Raw genomic sequence first — 24,820 nt, forward strand, 5'->3', positions numbered from 1 at the left:
CCGGCAGTGGCGAGCGGTGCGTCGGCCCTCAGATCTCGCCCATCCGCTCCTGTTTGCGCATCAGATACAGGAAGTACGGGCCGCCGAGCAGGCCGGTGACGATGCCGACGGGCATCTGGCCGCCGCTACCCAGCAGTACCGCCAAGCCGAGTCGGGCGCCCACGTCGGCGGCGACCATCAGCGCGGGGCCGGCGAAGACGCAGCCGACGACGAGCCTGCGGTAGTCGCTGCCGACGACGTTGCGGACCATGTGGGGGACGATCAAGCCGACGAAGCCGACGATGCCGGCGACGGCGATGCTCGCCGCGGCGGCCAGCACCGCGACGCCCGACAGCGCGAAGCGGATCTTCTCGACGTTCATCCCGAGCGACGAGGCGGTGTCCTCGCCCAGCAGGAGGACGTTGAGCTGGCGGGCGCTGGCGAGCGCGAGGACGAGCGCCAGCCCCGTCCACGGCAGGGCCATCCGCACCTGTTCCCAGTCGGTCCCCGTCAGCGAGCCGGTCGTCCAGGCGATGGCCGACTGGACCACGCCGATGTCGTCGGCGAAGAAGAAGAGTCCGGTCTGGAGGCTGCTGAAGACGGTGCCGACGATGACGCCCGCCAGCACCAGCCGCACCGGCGAGGTGCCGTTCTTCCAGGCGATGACGTAGACGATCAGGAACGCGGTGATCCCGCCCAGTGCGGCGATCACCGGCAGTAGCGACGAGATCCCCAACACGAGCGTCCCGAAGACGTAGGGGATCACGAGCGTCACGCCCGAGAAGACCACGAGCACGAGCAGGATCATCAGCCCCGCGCCCGAGGAGACGCCGAGGATGAACGGGCTCGCGAGTTCGTTCCGGGTGACGGCCTGGAAGATGGCGCCCGAGACGGCGAGGTTCGCGCCGACGAGGGCGGCGACCAGCACCCGCGGGAGACGGATGTTCCAGACGATGAGGCTGCGCTGGTTCATCTCCGGTAGCTCCGTCCCCAGCAGGAACGCCCGCCAGGCTTCGGCGTTGAACAGCACGTTCGGCTCGAACACGGCCCCCCACGCCTCGACGAGCGTCATCGAGTAGGCACCGTAGCTGACCTGGACCAGCCCGCCGGCGACGACAACCGCGAGACTCCCGAGCACGACCGACCACAGCGAGCCCGAGAGCCAGTCGGTCACCCGGCGCCGGCGCGAGAGTCGCTCGGTCGCGTTCGCGGATTCGCTCGCCATCCTCACTCGCCCGCCTCCGCGGACCGCCCGTCGGCTTCGATGTCGCGGGCGCGTTCGCGGATCGATTCGTCGGCGACGTGGTCGAGCAGCGTCTCGTCGTCCACCGCTGTGGCCACCCGTTCGGCGTCCAGGTGACCCGCGAGCGTCTCCTGTCCGGTCGCCGTCCGCGTATCGATCTCCCCGTCCGAGACGTACGACGACAGCGAGTCGTCGATGCTCGCTTCGCGCACGCGCCGGAACCGGTCGGCGTCGGGGTCGACCGGCGCCTCCTCGGCGTAGTGGTCGTCGAACCACTCGACCCACTGGTCGCGGTCGGCCCACTCGTCGTCGAGTTCGGCCTCGCGGCGCACCCAGTCGACGCCGTCGGCGACCGCCTCCCACCAGCCGTCGTCGATCCGGGCGTCGGCGATGACCCGGTGTGCGACCCGCGCCCCCCGACCGGCGGCGATGATCGCCTGGTCGTCCTCCTCGGAGGGCGTGGCGACGTACAGCCGCTCGACCGGCGTCGTCCCGTCGTGGTCGGCGTACGCTTTGTCGAAGTGTTCGTGTTCCTCGTCGCCGTGGTCGTGGGTCTCGAACATCGCCGCGTCGTCGTCGAGCCCGCGCATGTACTCGCCGTCGTAGCGCGTGGCGGCCACGACTCGACGGGCGGTGACGGGCTCGCCCTCCTGGGGCGTGACGCGGAACCCGTCCCCGTCGTCGGTCCGGTCGACCGATTCGACCAGATCCGGGACGATCGTACAGCCCGCTCGCTCGGCGTGGTCGTGCATCAGGTCGTACAGCGTCTCGATGTCAATACCCTCGGGGAAGCCGAGGTAGTTCTCGAGGTAGGCACACCGCTGGAGCGAGGAGCGGCCGCGGTCGTAGACGACCGTGTCGAGCCCCTCGCGGGCGCAGAACACGCCCGCCGAGCAGCCCGCCGGCCCGCCGCCGACGACGACCACGTCATGGTCGTGCTCGCGTGTCGGTTCGGGTTCTGTTTCGGTCATAGTCAGATGTCTCCGTTGACGATGTCCGCCACGCGCCCGCGGTCGAACAGCTGCTCGCCGCCGAACTCGTCGGCGTACAGCCCCTGTGCCGCTCGTTCGAGCTGGAAGAGGTGGATGATCGGTCCCTGGTAGGTCAGGCCGCCGTAGACGACGCGGTCGTCCTGGACGGCCGTCAGCTGGCTCGCGACGTCGTGGTCTTCGAGGTGCGAGACGATGTCGCGCCGGAAGTCCTCGTCGCTGGTCTCGCCGCTGATCCTGACGGCCAGGGCGTCGGGGTCGATCTCCAGCAGCGTCTCGAAGTCGACGGTGTTGCCGCCGGCCTGGGCGTCGGTGACGCCGTGTTTCGCCAGCGCGTCGCCGACCTCGAGGTCGTTCCAGTGTTTCGACTGGGTCCCCGAGCCGACGAGGTAGGGGTAGAACGACTCCGGGGGACTCCCCGCGGGATAGAGGATCGCGATGTCGGGCGTCTCCTCGGGGAGCCGCCGCTCCACGTCGGCGATCACCTCGTCGTGATACGCCGCGAACGCCTCGTAGCGGTCCCGTTTCCGGAACGCCGCCGCGAGCTTCTCGAAGGCCTCGTACAGCGAGTAGTAGCCGTAGTCGTGCCAGCCGTAGACGCGCGAGAACACCGTGTTCCCGAAGAAGGGCGCGACGCTCTCGCCGATCTCGTCGACGTCGCCCTCGTTCCAGCCGAGCCGGTTGACCATGAAGTTCGGGTCGACGACGTGGAGGTCGGCGTCGAGTTCGTAGAAGATCTCCTTGCCGGTGCCGTCCTGCCAGAGCTGCGCGAGGCCGCTCTTGTCGACGGAGACGCCCGGCAGTTCCTCGTAGAGGTGCGTCCCGAAGCGGGCCTTGACGCCGACGGCCGCCAGGCCGTCCCCCTCGCCGAGCGCGACGCCCATGTCAGCCCAGTCGGCCGTGTACGGGAGCCACGTCTCGGGCGGTGACTCGAACTCGACGGTTCCCACGGGTTCCATCGTCACCGAGTAGGGCCCGTTCGCCGCGGTCGCCGTCGGCGTATCGCTCGCCACGGGCTCGCTCGTCTCCGTCAGCGCGTCGGTCGCCGCGCTCGTCGCCGTCGGGGTGGCCGTCGGCTCGCTCGTCTGGGGGGGCTCGTCGCCCGCGGCCGACTCGGTCGGGTCGCCGTCGCTCGCACAGCCGGCGAGCAGGCTGCCGGCGACGATCGCGCCGCCGTATTTCACGTACTCGCGCCGCGTCGGTGCCTCGTCGTCAGCATTGTTTGGCATGTTTTTAGGCTCGCCAAAATCGTATATATGACTTCCGGAATTTAGGCGAGCCAAAAACCGGATCAGCGGGGGGCGCCGCAACGCGGACACATCGGTGGTCCCTGATCGGGTAGTTCGAGGCCGCAGTGGGGGCACTCGCCGTCGGCATCCGGCGACCGCATCGCTTCGACGGCCGGTTCGGTCGTCTCCCGTATCGATTCGAGCGTGCCGACCGCTTCGGCCGTCGACGCCTCGACGGGGGAGTCCTCCCCGTGGACGCGGGCCGCGAGGGCGTGCATCCGCCGGGCGGCGAATTCGTCACCGTCGTCCTCGTCGGCGTCCGCCGGCTCCGGGATGGCCGGGAGCGACGCGTCGGCGTCGGCCGCGACGAGCGACGCCAGCGCCTCCGTTGCGCGCCCGCGAACGTGCGAATCGGAGTCGTCCAGCCGCGCGACCAGGGGGCCGCTCGCGGCTTCCAATCGCTCCGGGTGCGTCGATCCGACGGCGGCCAGCGCCGTACAGAGGTGATATCTGACGAACTCGCTGTCGTCGTCGAGGTGTTCGGCGAGGCGTCCGACCAGGTGGCGGAGCCGGTCGGGGTCGCCCAGCGCCACGAACGCCAGCGCCTTGGCGAGTTTCTCGGTGACCTCCGGTTCGTCGAACGCCAGCCCGATCCGCAGGTCAGCCAGCACGTCCGGCGAGGCGACCGCGTCGGGGTGCTCCAGGGCGACGTAGCCGAGCGCTTCGGCCGACCGCGCCCGGACGTAGTAGAACTCGTCGTCGTCGGCCAGCCGGTCGGCCAGCGCCTCGACGACCGGGACGACGGCCGCCGGTTCGGCGCCGGCGACCGCGACCAACAGCTTCGCGGTCGTCAGCCGGACCGGCCGTTCCTCGTCGGTCAGGAACGGCGCCAGCGCCGCGGCGAGCCCGTCGAACCGACCGGGTCGTTCGTCGGCCAGCGCCCGCAGCTCCCGGAGTGCGTCCGTCCGCCGTTCGGCCGGTGCCGTCCCGAGCGCGTCCAGCGACGCCCGCGCGTCTTCGGTCGCACCGTCCTCGGTCGCCTCCACGACGCGGTCGGCCGCCGCCGAGTCCTCGTTCATCCTTCACGTCCCGTATCGCGGGAGGCCCACAAACCGCTTGCGCTCGCCGCGCACCCCTTCGACTCCCGGACCCCCGCTCGTCGCTCACCGCGTTTTAGGCCGGGCGAAAAATACCAGACAGGAGTGCAGAATTTTGGCACGCCCAAAAATATTCGCGATATGGCGCGCTACGACGGCGATTTTAGGCACTCCTAAACACACAGATTTATGATATGTGGGGTCGAAGGTGGACGTGTATGAGCGCCGAAGGACTCGAACGGCAGACGCGGAACTACCTCAGCAACAACGTCCCGCAGATCCAGCAGCACGGCGGTAACTTCGAAGTGCGCGACGTCGACGAGGCGTCGGGGTCGGCGACGGTCGCCATCGGCGGGGCCTGCTCGGGCTGTGGCATCGCGCCGATGACGATGAAGGCCATCGAGGAGCGCCTCCCCGAGAGCGTCGACGGCCTCGACGACGTGGAGGTCGTCCGGTCGGGTGGCCCGCGGGCCGCCGTGATGCCCTCGAAGACCGACGAGATGGACGAGATGGACGAGTACGAGGACTACAGCCCGCCGTTCTGAGCGGCCCCGTGGCCGCCGTGAGACCGACGGACGCCACTCGTCGGTCGTCATCTCGACCGCTCCGACGCCGTTCGGTATCCCGTCGGGTGGCTCGCTCGGAAGCGCCAGTCCGAGGCGGGGACGTCGAGATCTGTTCGTCGGCTTCGGTTGCGATCCCTGCAACCGAAGTTGAGAGACCTCGTCTTCGCTCTCTTCTATCTCATCAATTGTCTCGCTAAAAGGGCGTCATAGAACGGTTCGCAAGGCGGTTGGTTTCAGAGCTATCGGTTGTGAATCATCCGCCCAGTGGGAGTGCGAACTGAGCGTTTTAGTCAAAATACTATGTCATTGTAGACTGAATTGACAGCGACCGTGGTCATCGACCGGAACTCCGCGGATTCGTGGAGTTCGTCGCCGTCGGTGTCGGGGCTCAGCGGGTCGGTCTCGAACTTCGCGAACTCCCCGTCGACCTGGGTGGGAATGCCCTGGAACTCCTTGAGGTCGGGGAACCCCTCCTGGTCTGAATCCTCCGTCTCGTACTTTGAACCAGCCGCGTCGCCAGCGTCCCGGCGATGGCGTACCGCACGTCATCACTCGGGTCAGTATGTGCCTGGAACTTCTCGGCGTCGTCGGAGATCACGCCGTCGTCGGAGTCTTTCTTGCGCGGGTTCGAGTCGACGTGGACCGAGCCGTTGGCCTCGTTGGTCGCGTAGCGATACGCCTGCCCGCTGCGGTTGATCGTCGGGACCGTCCAGCTCTCTGTCTCCGTGTCGTTGAGCAGATTGTCGCAGTGTCAAAGTAAAGCGGTTCGATGAAGTGATTGACGGGCGTGTTGCCATTCGTCCCCTTCCCTGCCGATTTGGAGCACGGGACCGATCTCACGGACCGCGGTTTTGCGCGCGACCGCCTGGGTGGCCTCGAGGGGCTGATCCCAAGGCGCTGCCGTGGCACGGGTGCAGTATCGAGGCCGTGGGTAAGGACGTTGATGTAGAGCGTGTCGTCGCGGCCGTCACCCTAGGCCCGGTGCTCGCTTTGACCGGGATAGAGATTTTCCCACCTCGGTGCCGGATCGTTCGAGACGTTCCCGACGAACATGTACAGCCCGTCGGTCTCGCTGAATTCTTGGCCGAATCAGAGTAGATCAGCAGCCGAACTGCGCTGGGTCGGTGATGCTGTACGAGCGTAGCGCACCGGATTCGAGCACCCTGACGCCTACCGTTTGGTCGAGAGTCGTATTCGGAGTCTGCCACTCGGTGACCGTCGGGACCACGTACGCGGTGTCGGCGGGTAGCGACGTGTTGAACGGGATCCGCCACGACTCGTTCGCTGCCGAGATGCGTCCGAGCTGTTCTCGTTTCAAAACGGCTCCGTCCGCGTCCCAGAACTCGACGCACACGCCGGATGCGGTCCCGCGAAACTGTCCATTGGCCGCGACGAACCCGTCGATCGTTCGGTGTTCCCCCAGCGAGATGTCGGCACCACCCAGCTGGAGCGACCAGATCTCCTCGTAGGTCTCCGTGATGGCCGTTTGCGTCTCGGCGTTACCGGTTGAGCGCGGCTGCTCCGTCGGCCCCGGTGACGGGGCCTGGCAGCCTGCGACCACGACGAGCGCTAGGAGGACGAGGGCCAATCGGTCAGTCATCTCGCTCCCTGCTGTCTACGTTGTCCAGATCGACAGTGAACAGTTCTTCGATGCTGAAGGTGGAGTACGTCGCATTCATGGGGGGTTCCTCGTAGGAATCCTGCCACCCGGAAGCCATGGTGCTCCAGAGATCGATCGAGGGGTAGTTCGGGAACGAGAGGTACTCCGGGGTCGTATCGCTCGAAGACCCAGAGTACACTTCACCACTCGGTCCCGTCTCGTCGGCGAAGCCGGTGTCGAGCAGGTGGCCGACTTCGTGGACGGTGGTGACCAGGAAGTGTTCCCCCGGGTTCCCACTTCGGAGTTCATCGACAAACAGTGCGTTGCCGAAGTCGAAACCAGTCCGGTACGTGCCGCCACGACGAGAGGTCCGACCGGCGCTCCCGCCCGCGTGTTCTGTGCCGACGAAGAGGTACGCACGCTGTGCGCCCGCATCGGCATAGGCTTGCCAGATCCGGTTGATGTCTCTGTTGGACAGCGGTGGGTTGCCTGCGGCCTGGCGCACTGCGTTGGCTGACAGCTCATCGTCGATGACGAACCGCACGTCGATACCGTAGAACGCGAAGTTGTCCGAGACGTTCCGAAGTTCCGTCCGGAGTCGTTGCTGGCTCCATGCGATGCGCTCGTCGTAGTCCACCTCGAAGACGAGCGTAGGGTCTGGCGTCGTCTCAGCGTCAGTGGGGTCCCCGTCGGTATTTGCTCCCGCAGTCGCCCAGTGGAGTTCGCCGATGTGGATATTGGAGTGTTCCAGAGCGGGACCCGCGGCGACATCCGCACCGTCGTGCCCCTGCTGGTTTGGAGTCGGCGCTGCCGTGACAGTGTGGAAGTCGGCCTGCTCCTGCAGCGAGTCCTGGACGGGAACGCCGCCCGATCGCAACGCCTCCCTGTACAACACGACGTTATCCGCGTACTCGATCCCGCGGTCGTGGTCGTAACTGACGTTGTAGACGCCGACCCAGCCGTCCCAGTACCCGTCGCCGTCCGTGTCGGGATCGGTCGGATCGGTGGTATCGGTTTCCCGAAAACCGTCGACGCGGACGGTCACACCGTCGATCTCCCGGCCGTCCGTGAGACTGTCACCGTCAGTGTCGTTGTTCTCTGGATTCGACTCGAACGGTTCGACCGTCAACGGGAGCGTCTCGGCCGTGAACCCACCGGTCTCGGTACCGTCGGGGAGCCCGTCCCCGTCGGAGTCGACGCCGCTGGTAGTGTTTGTCGCGACCCGCGAGAACACCCGCGGCAACTGGCTGGCATTCTCGGCGAAGTAGGAGTTTCCGCCGGTCGTGTTCGCGATCTCGCTCAACAACTCGGCGTTCGCGTTGCTGAATCCGACCGTGTAGAGGGTGATATCGCGGTCGGCCATCTCCTCGGAGAGAGCCCGGATCTTGCCGGCGTTGCCCGGGGCCTCGCCGTCGGTCAGCAGGACCGTGATCTTCTGCCGCTCAGCGCTACTGTTGGCGGTGAACTCCGCGAGGTCCATCCGCAGTCGGTCCCTCGTGCCTAGTATCGAGTGAGCTGTTCGTGAGTGGAGATTCGGCAAACATAGAGAACGACTGGAATCACGGTTTTCACTTAGATCCTCAGTACCGGACCTCGAAGTAGGAGTTGTCGAGCGCTTGGACCAGCGCGCAGGGATGTTGTTCGCCTTCCCGACGGCGTGTCCGCGGATCTGGACTATTCGTCTACGGCTGCAAGCGCGTCGCGTGCCGCCTCACGGATGGCTTCTGGTTCGTCTTCGTCGTCCGCGATCGCCTGGAGTGTCGTCCGGACTTCCTCCTCGTCGAAGGTTCCGAGCGCTTCGATGGTGGCCGTGCGGATGGTTTCGTCGGCGTGGGGGAAATCCCGATAGTCCAGGAGTGCGTCTCGAACCTCTTCGCTGCCGAGTTTAGCCAGCGCCCGGAAGGCGTGGGGAACGACTTCCGGGAGTGCCTTCCAGCGAGTCTGGAGGAGTGCGTCTTTGGCTCGCGGATCTGGGTTGTCGGCCAGTGCCTTCGCGGCTTCGCTCGGGATCTCTGGTCTCGGTCGGACCAGGAGGTCTTCGTACCACTCCACGACGTATTTGTCGTCGCCCGACGCAGCGAGTTCGTCGACAAAGGACCGGACGGCATCCGTTCGGGGAACGAACTCGCGTAATCGATCGGTGTGTTCGCACTTCCTGACGATGGTTTTCAGATGTTCTCGACTTAGGGCTGGCGTGTATCCCCGCTGTGTGCCATGTTCACGGTAATAGTCGAGTCGACGTCGTCCGTCCTCAGTACCGACTTCAAGAGCCGCACAGTCACAGTCATCCATCTGCTCCCGACCACCGTTTCCGCAGACCTGCTCATAGTACGATTTCCCCGCAGATACTATCGCCTGACATAGCCCCTCTTTCTCGACGACTGCCTCTTTGACCGTCTCGTCTTGCCGTTTCAGAACCTCAATAACTGAAGTATCAGAGTTTCTTGGCCGAGATCGCAATTGATATTTACTATATGTGAAACGTTGTAGCCAAACCTCTTCACCTCGCAGAATTGCTTCAATCCCGAATACGGAACGCAGTATATCTCCTCCGGGTGTTTGGAGCCCGCTACTACCAAATTGAGATACCTCTTTAGACGTATCTTCGTCATCTGGCGTTTCTATTACTATTTCTATAGTTTCTGCATCTGGATACTTGATCGAGATATCTGAGTGCATTTGCATGGATTATAACGCTATATCGAGTGTGAGATTGTACTGTGTTCTAGACCCATAGGGTTGACTCCACTTGGTCCACTCGTTTCCATTCCATCGTTCCCACCGTTCCTTGACGCGATTCCATCGCCTCACATCAGGGCCGTTATTCGGATACGCAGTCGTAATAACATCCCCATCTGTATTGATTTGCAGTTCCGAGATCCCGTAGTGACTCCACGTTGCTTCGACGATATAGCTCCCACCTGAGCTCTGTGTTCGTTCGATGGCTTCTCTGACTAATTGTTTCACATCATGTTCGCTCATCGTATCAGGGAGGTCAGCCGCCGGCCTTGCATCACGACTCCTTACTGACTTTCCAGTTGGGAAGAAGGTTGTTTCGTCTGCCTTCTTGTTGGTTTCCGTCCCTTCGACGTGTCTGTCCACGATGTGCTGCCACCGATCCGGCGTCAGGTATACGACTCGGCCATCGGGATCCTTTGCGATTAGTTCAATCTTCGTCAAGTCTGTCTCCCCGGAGATGTCGTGTATCTCGGCGGGCGTGATATCGTCACTAGCGAGCTTGTCGTCACCGCGTAGTTCGCCGTCAACTACGATCTCGCCGAGGATTTCTAATTCACTGCCGCTCATACGCAAGAGACTCCCGTAATGGCCAGTTCTTGCTTCTCGGATGACCTCCGCAGCGTCACCATCGAGCGCTTCGATGAACTCGGCAACCTGACTGAGTGAGTCTGCCTGTGGGAAGAATCCTTGTAACTCAGATTCGTGAATATCCGCGAAGAACTCGACGGCCGGCGCAGGCGCTTCCTCGACGATGTCCCAGGCCATCTCCTCCTGGTTGAGCGACTCGATCGTCTCGACGGCAGCGTCGATGTCGCTCTCACTAACATCTGGATCATCGAGCGCTTCGACCAGCGCGCTGGGATGCTCCTCGTCCTCTAGCCCACCGTCGGTCATCACGCGCTTGGTCGTCTCGGAGGCGTCGTCGTGGAGGAACTCCCGTGCAGCGTCGAGTTCGCTTTGACTGTCGATGCCCTGCAGGTCCTGTGCAGTCGCCCGCAGGATCGTATCGCCGACGATGACGACGAAGACGAGTTCGGGGTCGTCGACGGGTCCAGCGATGCCGACGCCGACGTTGAGCGACGAACCGGAGTCGTCAGATTCGGGCAGCGTGACGCCGATGGCGTTGTCCGGTTCGAGCGCTCGCCCGATGTTCTCCAGCGTCACGTCGTCGTCGGTCGCGTCGATGAACTCCCACCCGCGGCCGGTCTCGATGCGGTTCGAGTCGCCGTACTCGCCTCGTGGAAGGACGAGGTCGCCAAACTCCGTGTCGTTGTATCGTTCGACGACATCCGAGAGCGGGACAGAGTACTCACGGCTCTGTTCACTAGGTCGTGAGATGTCGACGACCATCCTGTTTTCGAGGATGTATCCTGTCGAGATCAGGAGGACTCCAGCAGTTGACGAGATCGGCTTCGATTGTACGTCGGGTAGCGTTATCAGTTGTCTTCCGAGGCTGTATGCGGTTCTTGAGACAAAACTCGACCCGGCCTTGCGATGGTTGATCAGGTACCTCGCTGAAGTCCCGTTCTGGTTGGTGACGTTTACCCAGTGTCTATCTGGATACTGGTCAGCAAGTCCGAGTGCGCCCCCGCTAATCGACTCGAAATCGTATCCGTAGTAATTCGGATATTCTGGTCGGTCCTGCGCACCCTGCTGTGCCCACGCGACGGTCGCTCGAGACGGACTCCAACCGACGCCTTCGTAGTACGGGTTGGCCTCCACGCCGTCGACAGTGACTTTCGAATCGTCGACAACTTTAATGCGCCCTTCACGCCGCGTGGTCAAGAGGAACTTTACGGCTGGTGGGGTGTCATCGATTAACGGCCGCTCATCGTACGAATCGGTGAGTCCGTCTTCGTCGGTGTCGTTAGATAATGGGTCGGTCCCAATCGTCCGCTCTTCTAAATCGCTGAGTCGATCCCCGTCCGAATCCGTCTCGGTCGGGTCACTAATCAGCGGGAAGATATCCCGCTGGACACCCGTCGGTCCGACGTCTCGCCGGACCGTGGTCATCGACCGGAACTCCGCGGATTCGTGCAACTCGTCGCCGTCGGTGTCGGGGTTCAGCGGGTCGGTCTCGAACTTCACGAACTCCCCGTCGACCTGGGTGGGAATGCCCTGGAACTCCTGGCGGTCGGGGAACCCGTCCTGGTCGTGGTCCCGCGTGTCGTCCAGCTGGACCGGCCGCGTCGCCAGCGTCCCGGCGATGGCGTACCGCACGTCACCGCTGGGGTCGGTGTGGGCGCGGAACTTCTCGGCGCGATCGGTGACCACGTCGCCGTCGGAGTCTTTCTTGCGCGGGTTCGAGTCGACGTGGACCGAGCCGTTGGCCTCGTTGGTCGCGTAGCGATACGCCTGCCCGCTGCGGTTGATCGTCGGGACCGTCCAGCCCTCTGTCTCCGTGTCGTCGGTCAGCCCGTCGTCGTCGGTGTCGACTTTCGTCGGGTTACTGTGGATCTGCCAGTTGCCGCCAGAGAGCCGCTGGGTGAACGGCTCGCCGTCGGTGACGATGGTGAACGCGACCGACCGGTGGACGATCGACCCGACCTCCGCACCGTCGGCGAGCCCGTCGGCGTCGGTCTGGGCGTCGTTCGGGTCCGTCGAGAAGGGGACGACCGACACCGGGAGCGTCTCGTCGGTGAATCCCGAGCGTTCGGTCGCGTCGGTCAGGCCGTCGCCGTCGGAGTCCGTGCCGCCAGTGGTGTTGGCCGCCACGCGAGAGAACACGCGGGGGAGTTGACTCGCGTTATCGGCGAAGTACGACGACCCGTCGGTCGTATTGGCGACGTACTGCAGGAGGGCGGCGTTGGCGTTGCTAAAGCCGATCGCGTTGATCGTGATGTCGCGATCATCGGCGTCTCGGGCGACTTGGCGGATGTCGTCAGCGTTTCCGTAGTCCTGCCCGTCGGTCAGTAACACGGCGACTTTCCGCCGCGTCTCGTTGCTGTTGGTCTCGAACTCGTCGAGGGCTGTCTCCAGCCCGGCTTCGATGTTCGTGCCGCCGACCTGATTCAGCGCGTCGATGCTCTGGTTAACCGTGTCCCGGTTCGTCGTCAGCGGCGCCCGCACTCGTGCGGACGAATCGAAGTCGACGACAGCCGCCCGGTCACCGTCGATGAGGGCGCTGACGAAACGCTTTGCCGCAGTCGCGCGCAAGTCCTGCGGATCGGTGCCGTCCATCGACCCCGACGAGTCGAGCACGAACACGACGTCGAGCGACTTGACTGCACTGTCGTTCGTCTCCTCGCCCCCTCCTCGATTCGGTTGCGGAACCGTCGTGAACGTGTCTTTCCACCGGGCCACGTCGAGGACGGCGTACTGCGAAAAGTGGCTCGTCTCCGCCGACACGGTGTTCTCGTCCGTATCGACCGTCGAGTTGACGGGAACGAAGCCCTGAACGGTATCGTTCCAGCGGAAGACACCGAGCCGCGACTCGTTGTGTCGCGGCAGTGCAGACTCCTCGTAGGAGAACGTGATGTTCGCCCGTTCGAAGTCGCGCTGGGACTGGATGCTGACGACCGGCGTCGCGGTGATGTTCGCGACCTGCGGCGTGTCGAACTGCCCCTGGTCGCCCTGCCGGATCGTCGTCGTACCCGCGACGTTGCCCTCGCCGGTCACGTCGATGGAGACGCCGAGCGACTCGTTGCCGGTCGTCGTCGTGAACGTCTCGTTGCCGTCGAGGACGCCGTCGCCGTCGGTGTCCGGATCGAGCGGGTCCGTCTCGAACGGCTCGGTACCCTCCACGCCGTCGAGCAGGCCGTCGTCGTCCGTGTCGGGATCGGTGACGTTGGTCTCACCGTTCACCTCTGCGAGGTCGGCCAACCCGTCACCGTCCGTGTCGGCGCGGAACGGAGAACTCCCGGCGTCGATTTCCTCGGCCGTCGTCAGCGAGTCGCCGTCCCGATCCTCGGCACCGTCGAGCGTGCCGTCGTCGTCGGTGTCCGGATTGAGCGGGTCAGTCGGCAGGAACAACTGCTCGATGCCATCGCGCAATCCGTCGTCGTCCGTGTCGGCCACGAGCGGGTCGGTCCCCAGGTCGAACTCCGAGAGCGTGCCGAGGCCGTCGCGGTCGAAGTCCGCGTGGCCGTCGATCACGCCGTCGTCGCTCTCGTCGCGGTCGGTTTCGGTCGAGTCACTGTCGGGATCGAGCGGGTCGGTACCCAGCGCCGCCTCGGTCGACTCGCTGAGGCCGTCGCCGTCGAGCAACAGCGTCGCAGTCGCCCGCACCGTCTGGCCACCGGTTCCGCTCGTGCCGGGCTTCACGTCGCTATCGGTGACGGCGACGGTGACGTTCGCCACCCGTTCCGAGAGCCGTACGGGCACGCCGACCGTCCGGTTCTCCATCGGTCCGTTACCCAGCCGGTCGACCGGCTGTGAGCGGCGCCGTTCGCCGTCGACGTACACGGTGAGATTGCCGAGCGTCCACGGTCGCGGATCCGAGAACCGCACCCCCACGCTTCGATTCACATCCTCCGAACCGTTGCGGATCGGGTCTGCGCGATTGACGATCGCCACGCTGGGGTCAACCTCCCGATCGATCATATGGAGCGATTGCTGTGCTTGCTGCCAGCTCGTCCGCAGCGCCCGGATCGCTTGTGCGTACTGACTGATCGCTTGCCGCCCGTCCGACCTGTTCGCGCGGTCGAGTCGGCGCTGTGCGCGGTCGAACTGCCGTTGGGCGTTGTCGAAGTGCGCCTCAGCGCTCCGGCGCACTCCCCGATTCTCCAGTTCGCCCTCGGTCTGGTTCAGCGCTCGCCGCGCGTCGAGGATCGTCCGATAGGTCGTCCGGTTGTCCGCGACGGCGACGTAGCGACTCGCCCGTAACGCGGTTACGTTCGCTTCCGAACGAGCGAGTTTCGCCAGCGCCTGCACGCCGACCGCGTCGTCGGTGAACGACTGCATCGACGCCAGCCGCACGGGATCGCGATAGTCGTTCAGCGTCCCGTTGATTCGGTCGTAGGCACGGTCACGTGCCGAGGCGAAGCGTTGCTTCTCGACGCTCGCGTTGTCGATCGCCGCCGCGGCCTCGGCTTTCAGCGCGGCCGGCGGCCCCGACGGAACGTTGCCCGCGCCGGCGAGCGTCGCCTCGTTGCCCGCGTTCCCGATCGCCGCAGATCCGGTCGTACCACCCACAACGGGGGGAATCGCTGCCATCACCAGCATGAGGACACACCCCAGTGCCCCGATTCGGCCCAGTGGCCCCATTGTCACCGCAGACTTATCAGTCATTCATAATTACTTTCGAGCTGGACATACTTGCCGATAGTTTCAATACGTTCACCGAATCCGACGAACGGTCGCACCGCTCCACGACACTATCTGGCGACTGTGTCGACACGTCGCCAGCAGAGCGCAAGGATCGAGACTGCCGACCCGTCCCGGCGTACCGCGTACTCCGGCGGCCTGAGAACACCGCACACCGGCCGGGCGCATCCGAGTCGGCGGGGAAAATACAACGGAGTCGCGCGTCGCTACTCGTCCATCCGGACGGGGATCCACCAGACGCGGCTGCGGCCGCCGACCTTCTTGCTGGTCACGTCGGTCTCGTCCTGGAGGTCGTGGAGTCGGTTGAGGGCGGTGCGGCGCGAACAGCCCAGCACCTCGGCCACTTCGCTCGCGGTGAGCGGCTCCGCGTAGTCGGTACGGTCGCGGAACACCTCGATCACGTCCGACTCGGTGTACTGGGTCTCGCGGCCGGGGTCGACCATACCGATAGTTGGGTCGCTCGACCCTTATGGGTTCCTACGAAGGAAGGCGTGGACGGCCGTCGACCCGACCGCGACGGTCGTCCTCGTGGTCGACGCCCACCGCGCGGCCTATCGGGTGTCGCGCTGCTGGCCCTGCTGGTCGGGATTGCCGCCGTCGTCCCTGCGTTGCGGTAGTCTCTCCCGAAACCTGCGCATCGACGACACGCCGGTGTCGTCCGAGCACCACTCTCGGGCGGTTCCCAACATTTAATCCGGTTCGTTCGTGGTTCTGATGATATGTATCGGATATTACTGAAGTGCGAGGAGAAAGCCTCGCCGTTCACGGCGAGGCTTTCTCCTCGCACTTCAGTAATCGGCTTCCGAAGGTCACGCAAACTGTTTTGAGCGATGTGTTTTTGCTCTGCATTGAGCGACTCGGGACGTCAGAAGATGGGTGTGCCGAGCGTTCTATGACACCCTGGTCTGTGGTGGCTGCCGACACTGACTCCAGTCCTTCACACGTGGTAGTGGAACCGATAGGATTTGGCGACAGGTACTTTCTGTTGGATCCGGGCTACTACCTACCCGCTTCGGAGGCAATGAAGCCATCCACTTCGTTTCGACTACGTATCCATCAGTCCAGCCTCCGCCGACCGACAGGCCGTCACGATGCACTCGAAATCCGGTGTGTCGCGACGGTCGGTTTGTCGCCCCCGAGAGGGGTGCGGGGGGCACCAGACTCGCCTCGCGCTGAGTTCAGATGGTGACGACAAATTCCTACCGACGTGGCTTCGACGAACAGTACGGCCGATCGATACCAACAGTTAGCTCCTCAAAACACGCAGAGGACACCGGAGCAGATCCGTCGGAGGACCACTGCTGACCACGGCAGGAAATACGCCGATACACCTAATACATTTAGCGACAAGAAAATACATATGCCCATCGACATCGAGACGTTCGAATCTTCCTCGGAGGACCACCTCCAGCACAGCGGGGTGACGAACGCCGATCGGGTGATGCGGTTCCTCGCTACTCACCCTGACCAAGCGTTCACGCAGAGCGAGATCCGCGACGAGACCGACGTGAAAGCCGGCAGCATTAGCGTCGTCCTCTCCCGTCTCGAAGACCGCGGACTCGTCCGTCACAAAGGGAACTACTGGGCTATCGGTGAGGCCGACGAGGTGGCCGCGTACGCGAGTCTGTCCGAAAGTACCCGAGCCGCGAACGACCGTTTCGGTGAGGAAGACATGGACGAGTGGCTAAAACACGCCGTCGACGACGAGGACCCCGAATGAGCTACCAGCGCGGCGATGTGGTCTGGGGGCCAGATCCGTTCAAGTCAGGCGAAAATCCACGGCCGTGGTTGATCCTAAACAACGATAGCCACCCGTTCGGCGACGAGGAGTATATGACAGTCACACTGACGACGACGCCTCACGACGAGGGCATTCCGCTCGACGACGCCGGTTGGATCGAGGGTGGGATGCCTCGACAGAGCTATGCTTCGCCATGGACGGTGGCCTCGCCGAAGCACGCCGCGATCGTCCGACGCCAAGGCCGAGTTGAATCGGCCTTCGTCAACACTGTCGTGGATGCGCTTGGCACCTATCTCGAACCACTACCCGAAAACTGATCTCCTGAACTGGTTCCAGTCTATCGACGGGCGTCCTAGCGACAGCGAGCCGGCGCTACACTCGCACGGATGGGTCCTCGATACTGTTGCGTTACTCGTCGATAAACGATGGCTTGTCGCGTAGCCAGTCGCGATGCACTCGAAATTCGGCGTCTCGCGACGGTCGGGTTTGTCACCCCCGAGAGGGGTGCGGGGGGCAAGACAGACTCGCCCTGTGCTGACTCCCGATGGCGACGACAGCTCCCTACCGACGCGGCTTCGACGAACAGCTCGACAGATCGTTCCCAGCCGACGGCTGCCCCAAGTGCGACGGCCGACTCCGAACGGACGGCGGCGAAACCTGCTGTCGAGAGTGTGGGCTCCTTGTCGAGGCCTGTCGCGTCGATCGACGTGGCCCTGAATCCAACCGGAGGAACGCTTAACACTGTTGGGGTCGTATCCCAACAGTACGGAGACGATGCCCGCGACGGAGCTGTACCGGGACCACGGTGAGAAGCCGGATGGCAGCGAGTACGAGCTGGTTGCGTGGCAGGTCCCGGTGAGCGAGGACTTCCCGGAGGGGCTCAAATACAGCTTTCAGTACACCAGCGCTGAAGGTGACACACTCCTCCGGTTCGACAACGCGCCACACCACCCCGATATCGGCCGCCATCATCGGCACCCACCCGATGGCGATATCGAGGCCCTGGAGTTCACGGGCCTCGCCGACTTGGTTGAGGACTTCCGGAACGAGGTGGATGACATCTATGCCCAACGACACTGACGCCGAACCCACGCACGAGGAATTCACGCCCGACGCGGACGAAGTCGAGTATCCCTCGACCCTTCGAATCACGTCACTCCCGTCAGAACAGGCCCAAGCAGCGGCCGTCGAGCGCGCCGACCGCTGGGAGGCAGGTGAGGCGGTCCCGCACGTCGTGAACTTCGAAGACCGGTCCCGACTCCGCGAGTTACTGACCGACCGACGGATGGAGCTCCTCGAAGCGGTGATGGAACAGCCGCCCGAGAGTATCCGTGCTCTCGCTAGCCGTCTCTCTCGCGACGTACACGACGTCCACGACGACCTCCATCTGCTCGCCGAGTACGACATCATCCACTTCGAGACGGACGGGCGCGCCAAGAAGCCCTACGTTCCCTACGATACCGTCCGGATCGAAGTCGAGTTCGGGCTGCCGCGTGGCGACCACTCAGAGTCGGCTGCTTCGGTGTGATACGGCCCGTGGTTGTGGCAGGCGCACCGAATGGGCTGGCGGCGACGTTGTCCGGCAGTTTCGTTCGGTTCCGGTCCTGCTCGAAGCGCCGCGGCTGACCCACCGTTAGAGCCACGTCTCTCGCAGACAGACCCGACAGTCCGGGCGATGTGGCCCTCCTCGGACCCACCCAGACCACGACCGACAGCTACGCCGACGTGCTTGGAGACGCGAATCAGTTAGTCGACAGTCCCTTCGACCAGCGTGTCTGCGCCGAGCTGGCGCCCGGAGTCACCGGGCTTGGGGAGACACTGCGGTGACGGTCTACAGCTCGGAGGTTGCTGCGTCGCCCCTTGCATTCACTAGAAATTCGGTGTGCGACACTCGGTGATTTTGTTTCCCCCGAGAGGGGTGCGGGGGGCACCAGACTCGCCTCGCGCTGAGTTCAGATGGCGACGATAGATCCCTACCAGCGGACGTTCGACGAACAGCCCGACGAACCGATCCCGGCCGACGACTGCCCGGAATGTGCCGGCCGACTCAGAACCGACGGCGGCGAGACCCGGTGTACCGACTGCGGCCTCGTCGTCGAGGCCTGTCGCGTCGACCGACGCGGGCCGCGCACCTTCGACGAGGACGACACCGACCGGCGACGGACGGGCGCGCCGCTGACCGAAGCGCGCCACGACCGGGGCCTCTCGACGAAGATCGGCTACTCGACCGACGGCAACGGCAACGCCCTCTCCGGCCGGAAACAGCGCCAGCTCGCCCGATTGCGCCGCGAGCACACCCGCGCGAAGTGGCGCTCGAAGGCCGAACGCAACCTCGCCCACGGCTGTACGGAGATCGCCCGCCTCGTCGGGGCGCTCGGGCTCGACCACGACGACCGCGAGCAGGCGAGTGCGCTCTTCCGGAGCGCCCAGCAGGCCGACCTGCTCCGCGGCCGGTCCATCGAAGCCTTCGCCGCGGCGGCCGTCTACGCGGTGTGTCGCTGCACGGCGGCCACGCGGACCCTGGGCGAGGTTGCATCGGTCGCCCAGTGTGCCCGGGGGAAGGTCACCAACGCCTACGACGTACTCAACGACGATCTCGGCCTCCCAGCCCCACCGCAGCGCCCGCGGGCGTTCATCCCGGCGCTGGCCTCGGCGATGGACGTGCCCACAGAAACGGAGTCACACGCCCGCGCCCTCGCCGAGCGCGCCTGGGCGGCCGGCGAGAGTCTCGGGACGCACCCGGCGGGGTTCGCCGCGGGCTCGCTCGCCGTCGCCTGTCGGGATCACGGCGTGGACATCGTCCAGCAGGATCTGGCGAGCGAAGCCGATGTCACACCGAACACAGTCCGCGCACATCGCGATACCATCGAGGCCGACCGGGAGGCGTGGGCCCGATGATCCACGGCTGGCTCCACGACCGACTGCTGGCCGACCGCCCCAAACGCGTCCACGAGTGTCGCCGCTGTGGCGAGGCCGTCGACGCCGGCTGTGAGCGGTGCCCGACCTGCGGCCACGGGGGCATCGCGACCTACGAAGTCGGGTAATCCCACCGCACGCCGTGGTTGTCGGCGCCCCGGAGGGGCGGGGCGCCCAGTGACGGGCGCTCGGAGACGATGCACCCGCTCGAACAACTAACCTTCCCGACCCGTGTCGCAAAGCGCGCCCAGTACGAAGCCTTCGAGTTCACACTCGCCGACGACAGTGTCGTCGTCCGAAACGGCAGCCACCCCGACCCCAGCGACCACGAGTATCGCGTCACCGTCGACGACGGCCTCCCGACGGCGTGTGAGTGCCCGGCCGACGACAGCTACGCGGGCGCCTGCAAACACCGCGTCGCCGTCGCGATCCGGCGGCCGATCCTCGAGGCCGTCACGGCAAACGAGACCAGCCAGTCCGTGGCCGCGGACGGTGGACGGGTCGCCGACCGGGAGTCCGACGACGCCGGCAGCGGGCCAACGCACGATGGCCCAATGGACGACGGCGAGGCTTGCGCGGAGTGTCTCGGCGAGTTTCCCTGCTGGGACTGTGTCCGCACCGGGCGGAAAGACCTCCCCGAGTCGTAGGTCGCCAACGGGGGGCCTTCCTTTCCGCTTTGCGGCGAGTCATCGATGGCTGGGAAGCGGCGGACACGAACACGGCTGTTCTGGGGGACGATGCCGGCCACCCGCGACTCACCACCCCACCCTCCGCTCCCGGCCGCCCTGGGGCGGCCGACAGGCACGACCGTGATCGTGGGACCCGAACCGCCCTGCTGTGTGTCATCTCAGCGGCATCGGTCCAGCCGACACCTCCACTCCACTCCGTTCGATCCACTGAGTTTTTCATGTCTATGCCGATGTCATTCCTGACTAAAATGCAAACAAGAAACAAGATATTTACGACATGCTTTGTGGATCTGTGAGTGAACGCAGTCACCGCTCGCCCTTCAGGGGGGATCTGGGGGCGGTGAGTGACAACACTCGAGCCATGAATCCAAACGGTGTGCAGGACGAGCCAGGCGAACAGGACCACGAGACGACGCGGACCTATTGGGGGGATCGCTCGACGCTAGCAATCGTCCTCGGCGGACTCGTCCTCCTCGCGGTCGAGCCAGCGGCCGCCCAGACGGTGACGGCGAGCGGGTCGGGCATCGGGAGTTCCTTCTGTAACACGACCATGGCCGACACGATCCGAAATCTCTTCACGCTCATCCAGTTCGGCGGCCCGCTCGTCGGCGGCCTCGTCGCCCTCGGTGCGACGGTGGCGCTGCCGGTGTTCCGGCGCGCGGACACGAAGAAGGAACTGAAATCGATGCGCGGGCAGGCCATCGTCTGGGGCGTCATCGCGGCTCCGCTCGGGGGAACCATCCTGCAGTTCCTGCTCACGTCCGTCGTGGCGGGTGGGGCCAGTTGCAGCCTCTGAGCTGGTCGGTCGGGCTCGGCGGCGCCGTCGCCACGCTGCTCGCCGTGAGCGCGCTGGTGGCGACCCAATCGGTCGCCCACCCGACCGAGATAGCGGCGACGGCACCGAACGTGACCGACCACCACGACACCGATCCCGCGCTGTGGTCGCGGGACGACGACTCGATACACCGGTCGACGCTGCGCAACCGAAGCGGGTCGGCCGCCCGGTCGCTCGCCACGACGACGGACATCCCGTTCAACCGACCACCGGCGGCGGTCGCCAAGTGGAATCGCGACCAACTCGCGACGTTCCCATCGACCGGCGTCGACACGTCGGCGTATCCGGCCAGTGCCAGCCCGACCGACGGGACGGTCGTCCGCGATGCCTACGTCGAGATCTTCACGGTCCAGCCGTCGACGCGGGTCCGGCTCACCCCGGAGCGCCAGCCGCGATACGTCGCCAAACAGGGCCAGCTGTTCGCGACACTCGACTACCGGGTCCCCGTGCCCGAGGATTCGGACACCCGGTGGGAGACGATCACCTGGGCGCTCGCGAGCCACACCGTCACCGACACGACGCTGTTCGTCGACGGCGACCGCGAGGCCACAGCCGGCGGCGGTCACGTCCAGCGGTTCGACTACGACCTCAGGGGCGACCGCGGGGCGAGCCACACGCTGGCAGTCCGGGCGAACATCTCGGCCTCGCTCACGCGGGATCGCAGGTGGTGTGCGAACCGGACCGTGGGCAACAGCACTGCGGGCGATGAGCGCACAGTCACGTGTACGCGATGGGAGACGAACACGACGACGGTCAACGAGACGCTCACCGTGACCGACGCGGTCGACGTCAGGGCCTACGCGCTGCTGGCCCGCGGGGCGTACGCGCGCTACCCCGACGGTGACCTGGGGCTGCTGATCAGGAAGACCAACCCCTGGTTGGGCTACCGGCTGCCGACCGGGCGCGTCAACGGCGTCTGGCGGTTCTATTCGGCCCGCGACCCGGGCTGGGACCGGCTGGTGACCGCGACAGCCAGTGGCGTGAACGTCTCACATTCGCCGGTGCATCCCTTGCGGATCTCGGCGTATCCGTTCAAGCCGGGGCCGACCGTCGCGCCGGCCGAGCGCGTCTCCCTGCAGGCTGTCAGCGGGCCCCAACGCCGGCCACCGACGTTGCCCCCGACCATCCGACTGGACGTGCTCGAACAGCCCTACACGGCGAGCCACAGCCTCGTGACGCGGTTCGAGAGTCCCAACGCGACCATGGACGACCTGACAATCGCCGGGCTCGTGCGCGGCACGCAGTGGGACCTCGACCCGCAGTATTTCACCGAGATCACCATCCACCGCAGCAATCTCACGCTGACGGTACTGAACACGACGGCACGAACGGCGACCGTCCGGATCACCCTCCGGGACGCACAGACTGGAACACCGATCCGAACGACGGACACCGAGGGGCACGTCCGGGTCGCCGGCGAGCGAGTCCAGACCGACCGCGACGGTACCGTCACGACGACGGTCGCCCGGCCAGCCGGTGCGATCAGCGCCCGGTTCGAGCCGTGGGACTGGTGGCTGCGGCCGACCTCCTACGTGGGCGATTCCGATGCAGCCAGCGTCGACGGAACGGTGCTGACCGCCGTTCGATACCTGTATCGGGCCGGGATCCCGGTCGGCCTGTTTCTGCTGGCCGTGTTCTTCATCGACCGGATCACAGGCATGTCTATCTGGCCGCCATGGAGGGGACTATGACGGGCGAGCAGCAGTCACGACGGCGAGTGCTGAAACGTGGCCTCGCCCTCGCGACAGCGGGTATTGCCGGCTGTTCGAGTCTCGGTCCCGTTGGCGGTGTTGGTGGGAGTGGGCCCATTCAGGGGACCTCGGTGTCGGGCGCGTCGCTCGTGGTTGACCTCCGCGAGGATCACGAAGTGACGAAGCTCAACTTGATCGGTCCGTCCGGGAGCCGCTTTCGGTCGACCGACGTTGCAACCGGGGCGACCTCAGCAGAGCTGGGCCTCTTCGATTATCGGCGGGGCTGGCACTATACCCCTGGTGAGCATTCGCTCGTTGCCATCGCTGACGGAGACGAGGTCGCTTCGAAGACGCTTTCGCTGGAGCCCACGCTAAAGATCACGGATATCGAGCCGTACTCTGGTGGGCGTCCTACTCCGTCTAACCGGGCGAACCTCCTCGTTACAGTCGAGAATACTGGGACCGGCCCGACGTGGGTCTACTACGTCGGGTATGAGAATGCGTTAAACAGAGATGCAAATCATATTCCTACAAATAACTACGCTAAGACCGTTCCACTCCAGAATTTGGATAAACCAGAATCCAAGAATGACGTAATCTTAGAACCGGGTAGTGATTCGGAACTTTTGGGAATGGATTCGCCATTCCTTCTGACTAATGAGGATCAGTGTGACAATCAAAGAGTAGAGCTTTCGATTCTCGTTCTGTCAGGAATCGGTTCGAATGCAGAGAAACAGCTCAGAGCCACTCTCACAGGTGAAAGAATTAGTGCCAACTTTGCGAGTACCTGTAGCGACATCTCAGTGAATCGCGTGGAACGGACTTCTGAGAAAGATGAATGAGCGAATAAAATGGATATCCGGGGTTTTCCTCTGCATTGCAATTCAGCCTATAGTCGGAATTGCTCACGCTCAGAGTGGGGACGAGAGCGGCGGTGGCGGTGCTCTTGGTGACACGATCGTCTGGGCAATCAAAGAAGCGCTGCGGGTCCTCTTCAACCCATTTAGAGAACTTATTGAAACGTATGGTAATGATATTGTTTCCATCATCGTTGGGACACCTCATCCAAACTCGGTGTTTAATGCACCGTCCAATAGCTCTTGGCCAGATCTGTATGTCTACTATTGGGACCAAATCATCCCTCTATCGCTATTGCTGTGGACCCTTTCTATCGGACTCGTAATATTTCTCGAATCAACTAGTTATCTCTTCAGCAGCTATCACAAAACTAAGCTCAAGAGGCGTTCCTTCACTGGATTACTTGGTATCCTATCTTGGTGGTGGATGGATGCCTTCGCACGCCAATTCATGAACGAACTAGCAATTTTTATCGCGCCTGACCTTTCACAAATATCTCTATTCAAAACCATCTCCTTTGGTTCAGTCGGCGCTCTTACGACTGCGATTGTACTCTCTGTTGATTTTTTCCTCCTGTGCCTAGTAATTGCTATCTACTTCATTCGAATTGTCGTATTGTATCTCTTCACACTGCTGATGCCGGTTCTAATCGCCTTATGGATTCCTGGAGTCGGACCATTCTCTCTCGTCTCGAACTTTATGAAACGCTTGGCTGGATTCTATGTCCCATTCCTGTTCATGCCGGTTCCCGTTGCGTTCTTGTTCCAACTGGCTCAAATTCTTGGGCAAAATTTCGGGTTTTCAACGCATGGATTAACGACTTGGCTTGCTGCTCTCGTCATCCCAATCGTCGCGATCGTCTCACCGTTCGTCCTGTTCTGGCAGGCCGGCTCGATCTTTTTCATGGCACAGAGCGCCTCCCATCACGCGTCGTCGCGCCGTGCCCGATCACGATTCGGGAAGACACGCGATCTCGGTGAGTCCGCGGCCCACGGCGGACGTAACTTCGTTCGTGGAGCCCGCGGCCAGGCAGCGATCCAGCCGGACGGGCAGGTCGTGTTCGACTCCGGACGGTCCCGGGCCCACGCGGCGGGGTCCCGGCTCAACGACACCGGATCGCGACTCCGTGGGACACTCCAGCGGTCCGCGAACACGGAGACCCGTCCCGACGGCGGGGCCGCGAACCGTTCGACAGCCCCAACCAGTGACACCGCAAGTAGTGACGACGCAACCAGCGACGACACGACCAGCGGCGATGCGGCCGAGACCAACAGTCGCGACGCGGCGTTCGAGGCGCTGCGCGATCCGGCCCGAACGGGCGACCGGTCGCAGGCAGATCAGGACCGTGCTGCAATCGACGACGAGCCACGCTACATTCGCTAA

At 64.2% G+C, this 24,820-nt stretch carries 22 protein-coding genes; 13 read left to right on the plus strand and 9 right to left on the minus strand.

The window, feature by feature from the left end; translation table 11 throughout:
* Nucleotides 1-28 precede the first annotated feature (28 nt).
* The 4 genes from HZS55_RS07915 to HZS55_RS07930 form a co-directional block, all read right to left on the minus strand.
* The gene (locus HZS55_RS07915; protein WP_179911150.1) at nt 29-1,204 is read right to left on the minus strand and encodes a FecCD family ABC transporter permease; all 1,176 of its coding nucleotides are present in this window, start codon (nt 1,202-1,204) and stop codon (nt 29-31) included.
* A 2-nt stretch (nt 1,205-1,206) separates the two neighbouring features.
* Nucleotides 1,207-2,193, minus strand: a complete 987-nt coding sequence (locus HZS55_RS07920) for an NAD(P)/FAD-dependent oxidoreductase (RefSeq protein ID WP_179911151.1) — start codon at nt 2,191-2,193, stop codon at nt 1,207-1,209.
* 2 nt (nt 2,194-2,195) lie between these two features.
* The gene (locus tag HZS55_RS07925) at nt 2,196-3,440 is read right to left on the minus strand and encodes an ABC transporter substrate-binding protein (protein ID WP_179911152.1); all 1,245 of its coding nucleotides are present in this window, start codon (nt 3,438-3,440) and stop codon (nt 2,196-2,198) included.
* A gap of 62 nt (nt 3,441-3,502) precedes the next feature.
* Nucleotides 3,503-4,519 carry a HEAT repeat domain-containing protein gene (locus HZS55_RS07930; RefSeq protein WP_179911153.1) on the minus strand — a complete coding sequence of 339 codons (1,017 nt, stop codon included), beginning with the start codon at nt 4,517-4,519 and terminating at the stop codon, nt 3,503-3,505.
* A 236-nt stretch (nt 4,520-4,755) separates the two neighbouring features.
* Here HZS55_RS07930 and HZS55_RS07935 point away from each other — a divergent pair, with 236 nt between their 5' ends.
* Nucleotides 4,756-5,082 (plus strand): NifU family protein, encoded by a 327-nt coding sequence (locus HZS55_RS07935; protein WP_179911154.1) that lies wholly within the window; start codon nt 4,756-4,758, stop codon nt 5,080-5,082.
* 380 nt (nt 5,083-5,462) lie between these two features.
* Nucleotides 5,463-5,585: a hypothetical protein gene (locus tag HZS55_RS22800; RefSeq protein ID WP_281373056.1), complete on the plus strand. Its 123-nt coding sequence runs from the start codon at nt 5,463-5,465 to the stop codon at nt 5,583-5,585.
* A gap of 617 nt (nt 5,586-6,202) precedes the next feature.
* Here the strand turns inward: HZS55_RS22800 and HZS55_RS07940 are convergent.
* The 5 genes from HZS55_RS07940 to HZS55_RS07960 all read right to left on the minus strand — a co-directional run bounded on the left by HZS55_RS07940 (nt 6,203) and on the right by HZS55_RS07960 (nt 15,150).
* A complete protein-coding gene (locus HZS55_RS07940; RefSeq protein ID WP_179911155.1) occupies nt 6,203-6,691 on the minus strand; it encodes a hypothetical protein in 489 nt (162 codons plus the stop codon).
* A 4-nt stretch (nt 6,692-6,695) separates the two neighbouring features.
* On the minus strand, nt 6,696-8,183 hold the full coding sequence (locus tag HZS55_RS07945; protein ID WP_179911156.1) for a VWA domain-containing protein: 1,488 nt from the start codon (nt 8,181-8,183) through the stop codon (nt 6,696-6,698).
* Nucleotides 8,184-8,377: 194 nt separating this feature from the next.
* Nucleotides 8,378-9,382: a HEAT repeat domain-containing protein gene (locus HZS55_RS07950; RefSeq protein WP_179911157.1), complete on the minus strand. Its 1,005-nt coding sequence runs from the start codon at nt 9,380-9,382 to the stop codon at nt 8,378-8,380.
* 9 nt (nt 9,383-9,391) lie between these two features.
* Nucleotides 9,392-14,647: a VWA domain-containing protein gene (locus tag HZS55_RS07955; protein ID WP_179911158.1), complete on the minus strand. Its 5,256-nt coding sequence runs from the start codon at nt 14,645-14,647 to the stop codon at nt 9,392-9,394.
* 266 nt (nt 14,648-14,913) lie between these two features.
* Nucleotides 14,914-15,150 (minus strand): HTH domain-containing protein, encoded by a 237-nt coding sequence (locus HZS55_RS07960; protein WP_179911159.1) that lies wholly within the window; start codon nt 15,148-15,150, stop codon nt 14,914-14,916.
* A gap of 917 nt (nt 15,151-16,067) precedes the next feature.
* On the opposite strand from HZS55_RS07960, the gene HZS55_RS07965 reads away from it, so the two are divergent.
* The 11 genes from HZS55_RS07965 to HZS55_RS08015 all read left to right on the plus strand — a co-directional run bounded on the left by HZS55_RS07965 (nt 16,068) and on the right by HZS55_RS08015 (nt 24,820).
* Nucleotides 16,068-16,427 carry a MarR family transcriptional regulator gene (locus HZS55_RS07965; RefSeq protein WP_179911160.1) on the plus strand — a complete coding sequence of 120 codons (360 nt, stop codon included), beginning with the start codon at nt 16,068-16,070 and terminating at the stop codon, nt 16,425-16,427.
* The gene (locus HZS55_RS07970; RefSeq protein ID WP_179911161.1) at nt 16,424-16,765 is read left to right on the plus strand and encodes a type II toxin-antitoxin system PemK/MazF family toxin; all 342 of its coding nucleotides are present in this window, start codon (nt 16,424-16,426) and stop codon (nt 16,763-16,765) included. Before HZS55_RS07965 ends, HZS55_RS07970 begins: the two co-directional genes overlap by 4 nt.
* A gap of 457 nt (nt 16,766-17,222) precedes the next feature.
* Nucleotides 17,223-17,528, plus strand: a complete 306-nt coding sequence (locus HZS55_RS07975) for a toxin-antitoxin system TumE family protein (RefSeq protein ID WP_179911162.1) — start codon at nt 17,223-17,225, stop codon at nt 17,526-17,528.
* Nucleotides 17,512-17,976 carry an HVO_A0114 family putative DNA-binding protein gene (locus tag HZS55_RS07980; protein WP_179911163.1) on the plus strand — a complete coding sequence of 155 codons (465 nt, stop codon included), beginning with the start codon at nt 17,512-17,514 and terminating at the stop codon, nt 17,974-17,976. Before HZS55_RS07975 ends, HZS55_RS07980 begins: the two co-directional genes overlap by 17 nt.
* 428 nt (nt 17,977-18,404) lie before the next feature.
* Nucleotides 18,405-19,346, plus strand: coding sequence for a transcription initiation factor IIB (locus HZS55_RS07985; RefSeq protein WP_179911164.1), 942 nt, complete (start codon nt 18,405-18,407; stop codon nt 19,344-19,346).
* Nucleotides 19,343-19,492, plus strand: a complete 150-nt coding sequence (locus HZS55_RS07990) for a hypothetical protein (protein WP_179911165.1) — start codon at nt 19,343-19,345, stop codon at nt 19,490-19,492. Before HZS55_RS07985 ends, HZS55_RS07990 begins: the two co-directional genes overlap by 4 nt.
* Before the next feature lie 69 nt (nt 19,493-19,561).
* Nucleotides 19,562-20,011, plus strand: a complete 450-nt coding sequence (locus HZS55_RS07995; protein ID WP_179911166.1) for an SWIM zinc finger family protein — start codon at nt 19,562-19,564, stop codon at nt 20,009-20,011.
* A 418-nt stretch (nt 20,012-20,429) separates the two neighbouring features.
* A complete protein-coding gene (locus HZS55_RS08000) occupies nt 20,430-20,849 on the plus strand; it encodes a hypothetical protein (RefSeq protein WP_179911167.1) in 420 nt (139 codons plus the stop codon).
* Nucleotides 20,837-22,579 (plus strand): hypothetical protein, encoded by a 1,743-nt coding sequence (locus HZS55_RS08005; RefSeq protein ID WP_179911168.1) that lies wholly within the window; start codon nt 20,837-20,839, stop codon nt 22,577-22,579. The genes HZS55_RS08000 and HZS55_RS08005 overlap by 13 nt, the downstream gene beginning before the upstream one ends.
* A complete protein-coding gene (locus tag HZS55_RS08010; RefSeq protein ID WP_179911169.1) occupies nt 22,576-23,421 on the plus strand; it encodes a hypothetical protein in 846 nt (281 codons plus the stop codon). Before HZS55_RS08005 ends, HZS55_RS08010 begins: the two co-directional genes overlap by 4 nt.
* Nucleotides 23,414-24,820, plus strand: coding sequence for a hypothetical protein (locus tag HZS55_RS08015; protein ID WP_246308388.1), 1,407 nt, complete (start codon nt 23,414-23,416; stop codon nt 24,818-24,820). Before HZS55_RS08010 ends, HZS55_RS08015 begins: the two co-directional genes overlap by 8 nt.

Source organism: Halosimplex rubrum (genome assembly GCF_013415885.1).
GTDB lineage: Archaea > Halobacteriota > Halobacteria > Halobacteriales > Haloarculaceae > Halosimplex > Halosimplex rubrum.

Bases quoted from the DNA above. Each gene is read 5' to 3' on its own strand.
- HZS55_RS07975 (WP_179911162.1), top strand. From the start codon at position 17,223: ATGCCCGCGACGGAGCTGTACCGGGACCACGGTGAGAAGCCGGATGGC.
- HZS55_RS08010 (WP_179911169.1), top strand. From the start codon at position 22,576: ATGACGGGCGAGCAGCAGTCACGACGGCGAGTGCTGAAACGTGGCCTC.
- HZS55_RS07960 (WP_179911159.1), bottom strand. From the start codon at position 15,150: ATGGTCGACCCCGGCCGCGAGACCCAGTACACCGAGTCGGACGTGATC.
- HZS55_RS07945 (WP_179911156.1), bottom strand. From the start codon at position 8,183: ATGGACCTCGCGGAGTTCACCGCCAACAGTAGCGCTGAGCGGCAGAAG.
- HZS55_RS07985 (WP_179911164.1), top strand. From the start codon at position 18,405: ATGGCGACGATAGATCCCTACCAGCGGACGTTCGACGAACAGCCCGAC.
- HZS55_RS07915 (WP_179911150.1), bottom strand. From the start codon at position 1,204: ATGGCGAGCGAATCCGCGAACGCGACCGAGCGACTCTCGCGCCGGCGC.
- HZS55_RS07995 (WP_179911166.1), top strand. From the start codon at position 19,562: ATGCACCCGCTCGAACAACTAACCTTCCCGACCCGTGTCGCAAAGCGC.
- HZS55_RS07970 (WP_179911161.1), top strand. From the start codon at position 16,424: ATGAGCTACCAGCGCGGCGATGTGGTCTGGGGGCCAGATCCGTTCAAG.
- HZS55_RS07920 (WP_179911151.1), bottom strand. From the start codon at position 2,193: ATGACCGAAACAGAACCCGAACCGACACGCGAGCACGACCATGACGTG.
- HZS55_RS08015 (WP_246308388.1), top strand. From the start codon at position 23,414: ATGAATGAGCGAATAAAATGGATATCCGGGGTTTTCCTCTGCATTGCA.
- HZS55_RS07980 (WP_179911163.1), top strand. From the start codon at position 17,512: ATGCCCAACGACACTGACGCCGAACCCACGCACGAGGAATTCACGCCC.
- HZS55_RS07990 (WP_179911165.1), top strand. From the start codon at position 19,343: ATGATCCACGGCTGGCTCCACGACCGACTGCTGGCCGACCGCCCCAAA.
- HZS55_RS07935 (WP_179911154.1), top strand. From the start codon at position 4,756: ATGAGCGCCGAAGGACTCGAACGGCAGACGCGGAACTACCTCAGCAAC.
- HZS55_RS07950 (WP_179911157.1), bottom strand. From the start codon at position 9,382: ATGCACTCAGATATCTCGATCAAGTATCCAGATGCAGAAACTATAGAA.
- HZS55_RS07930 (WP_179911153.1), bottom strand. From the start codon at position 4,519: ATGAACGAGGACTCGGCGGCGGCCGACCGCGTCGTGGAGGCGACCGAG.
- HZS55_RS07955 (WP_179911158.1), bottom strand. From the start codon at position 14,647: ATGGGGCCACTGGGCCGAATCGGGGCACTGGGGTGTGTCCTCATGCTG.
- HZS55_RS07925 (WP_179911152.1), bottom strand. From the start codon at position 3,440: ATGCCAAACAATGCTGACGACGAGGCACCGACGCGGCGCGAGTACGTG.
- HZS55_RS07965 (WP_179911160.1), top strand. From the start codon at position 16,068: ATGCCCATCGACATCGAGACGTTCGAATCTTCCTCGGAGGACCACCTC.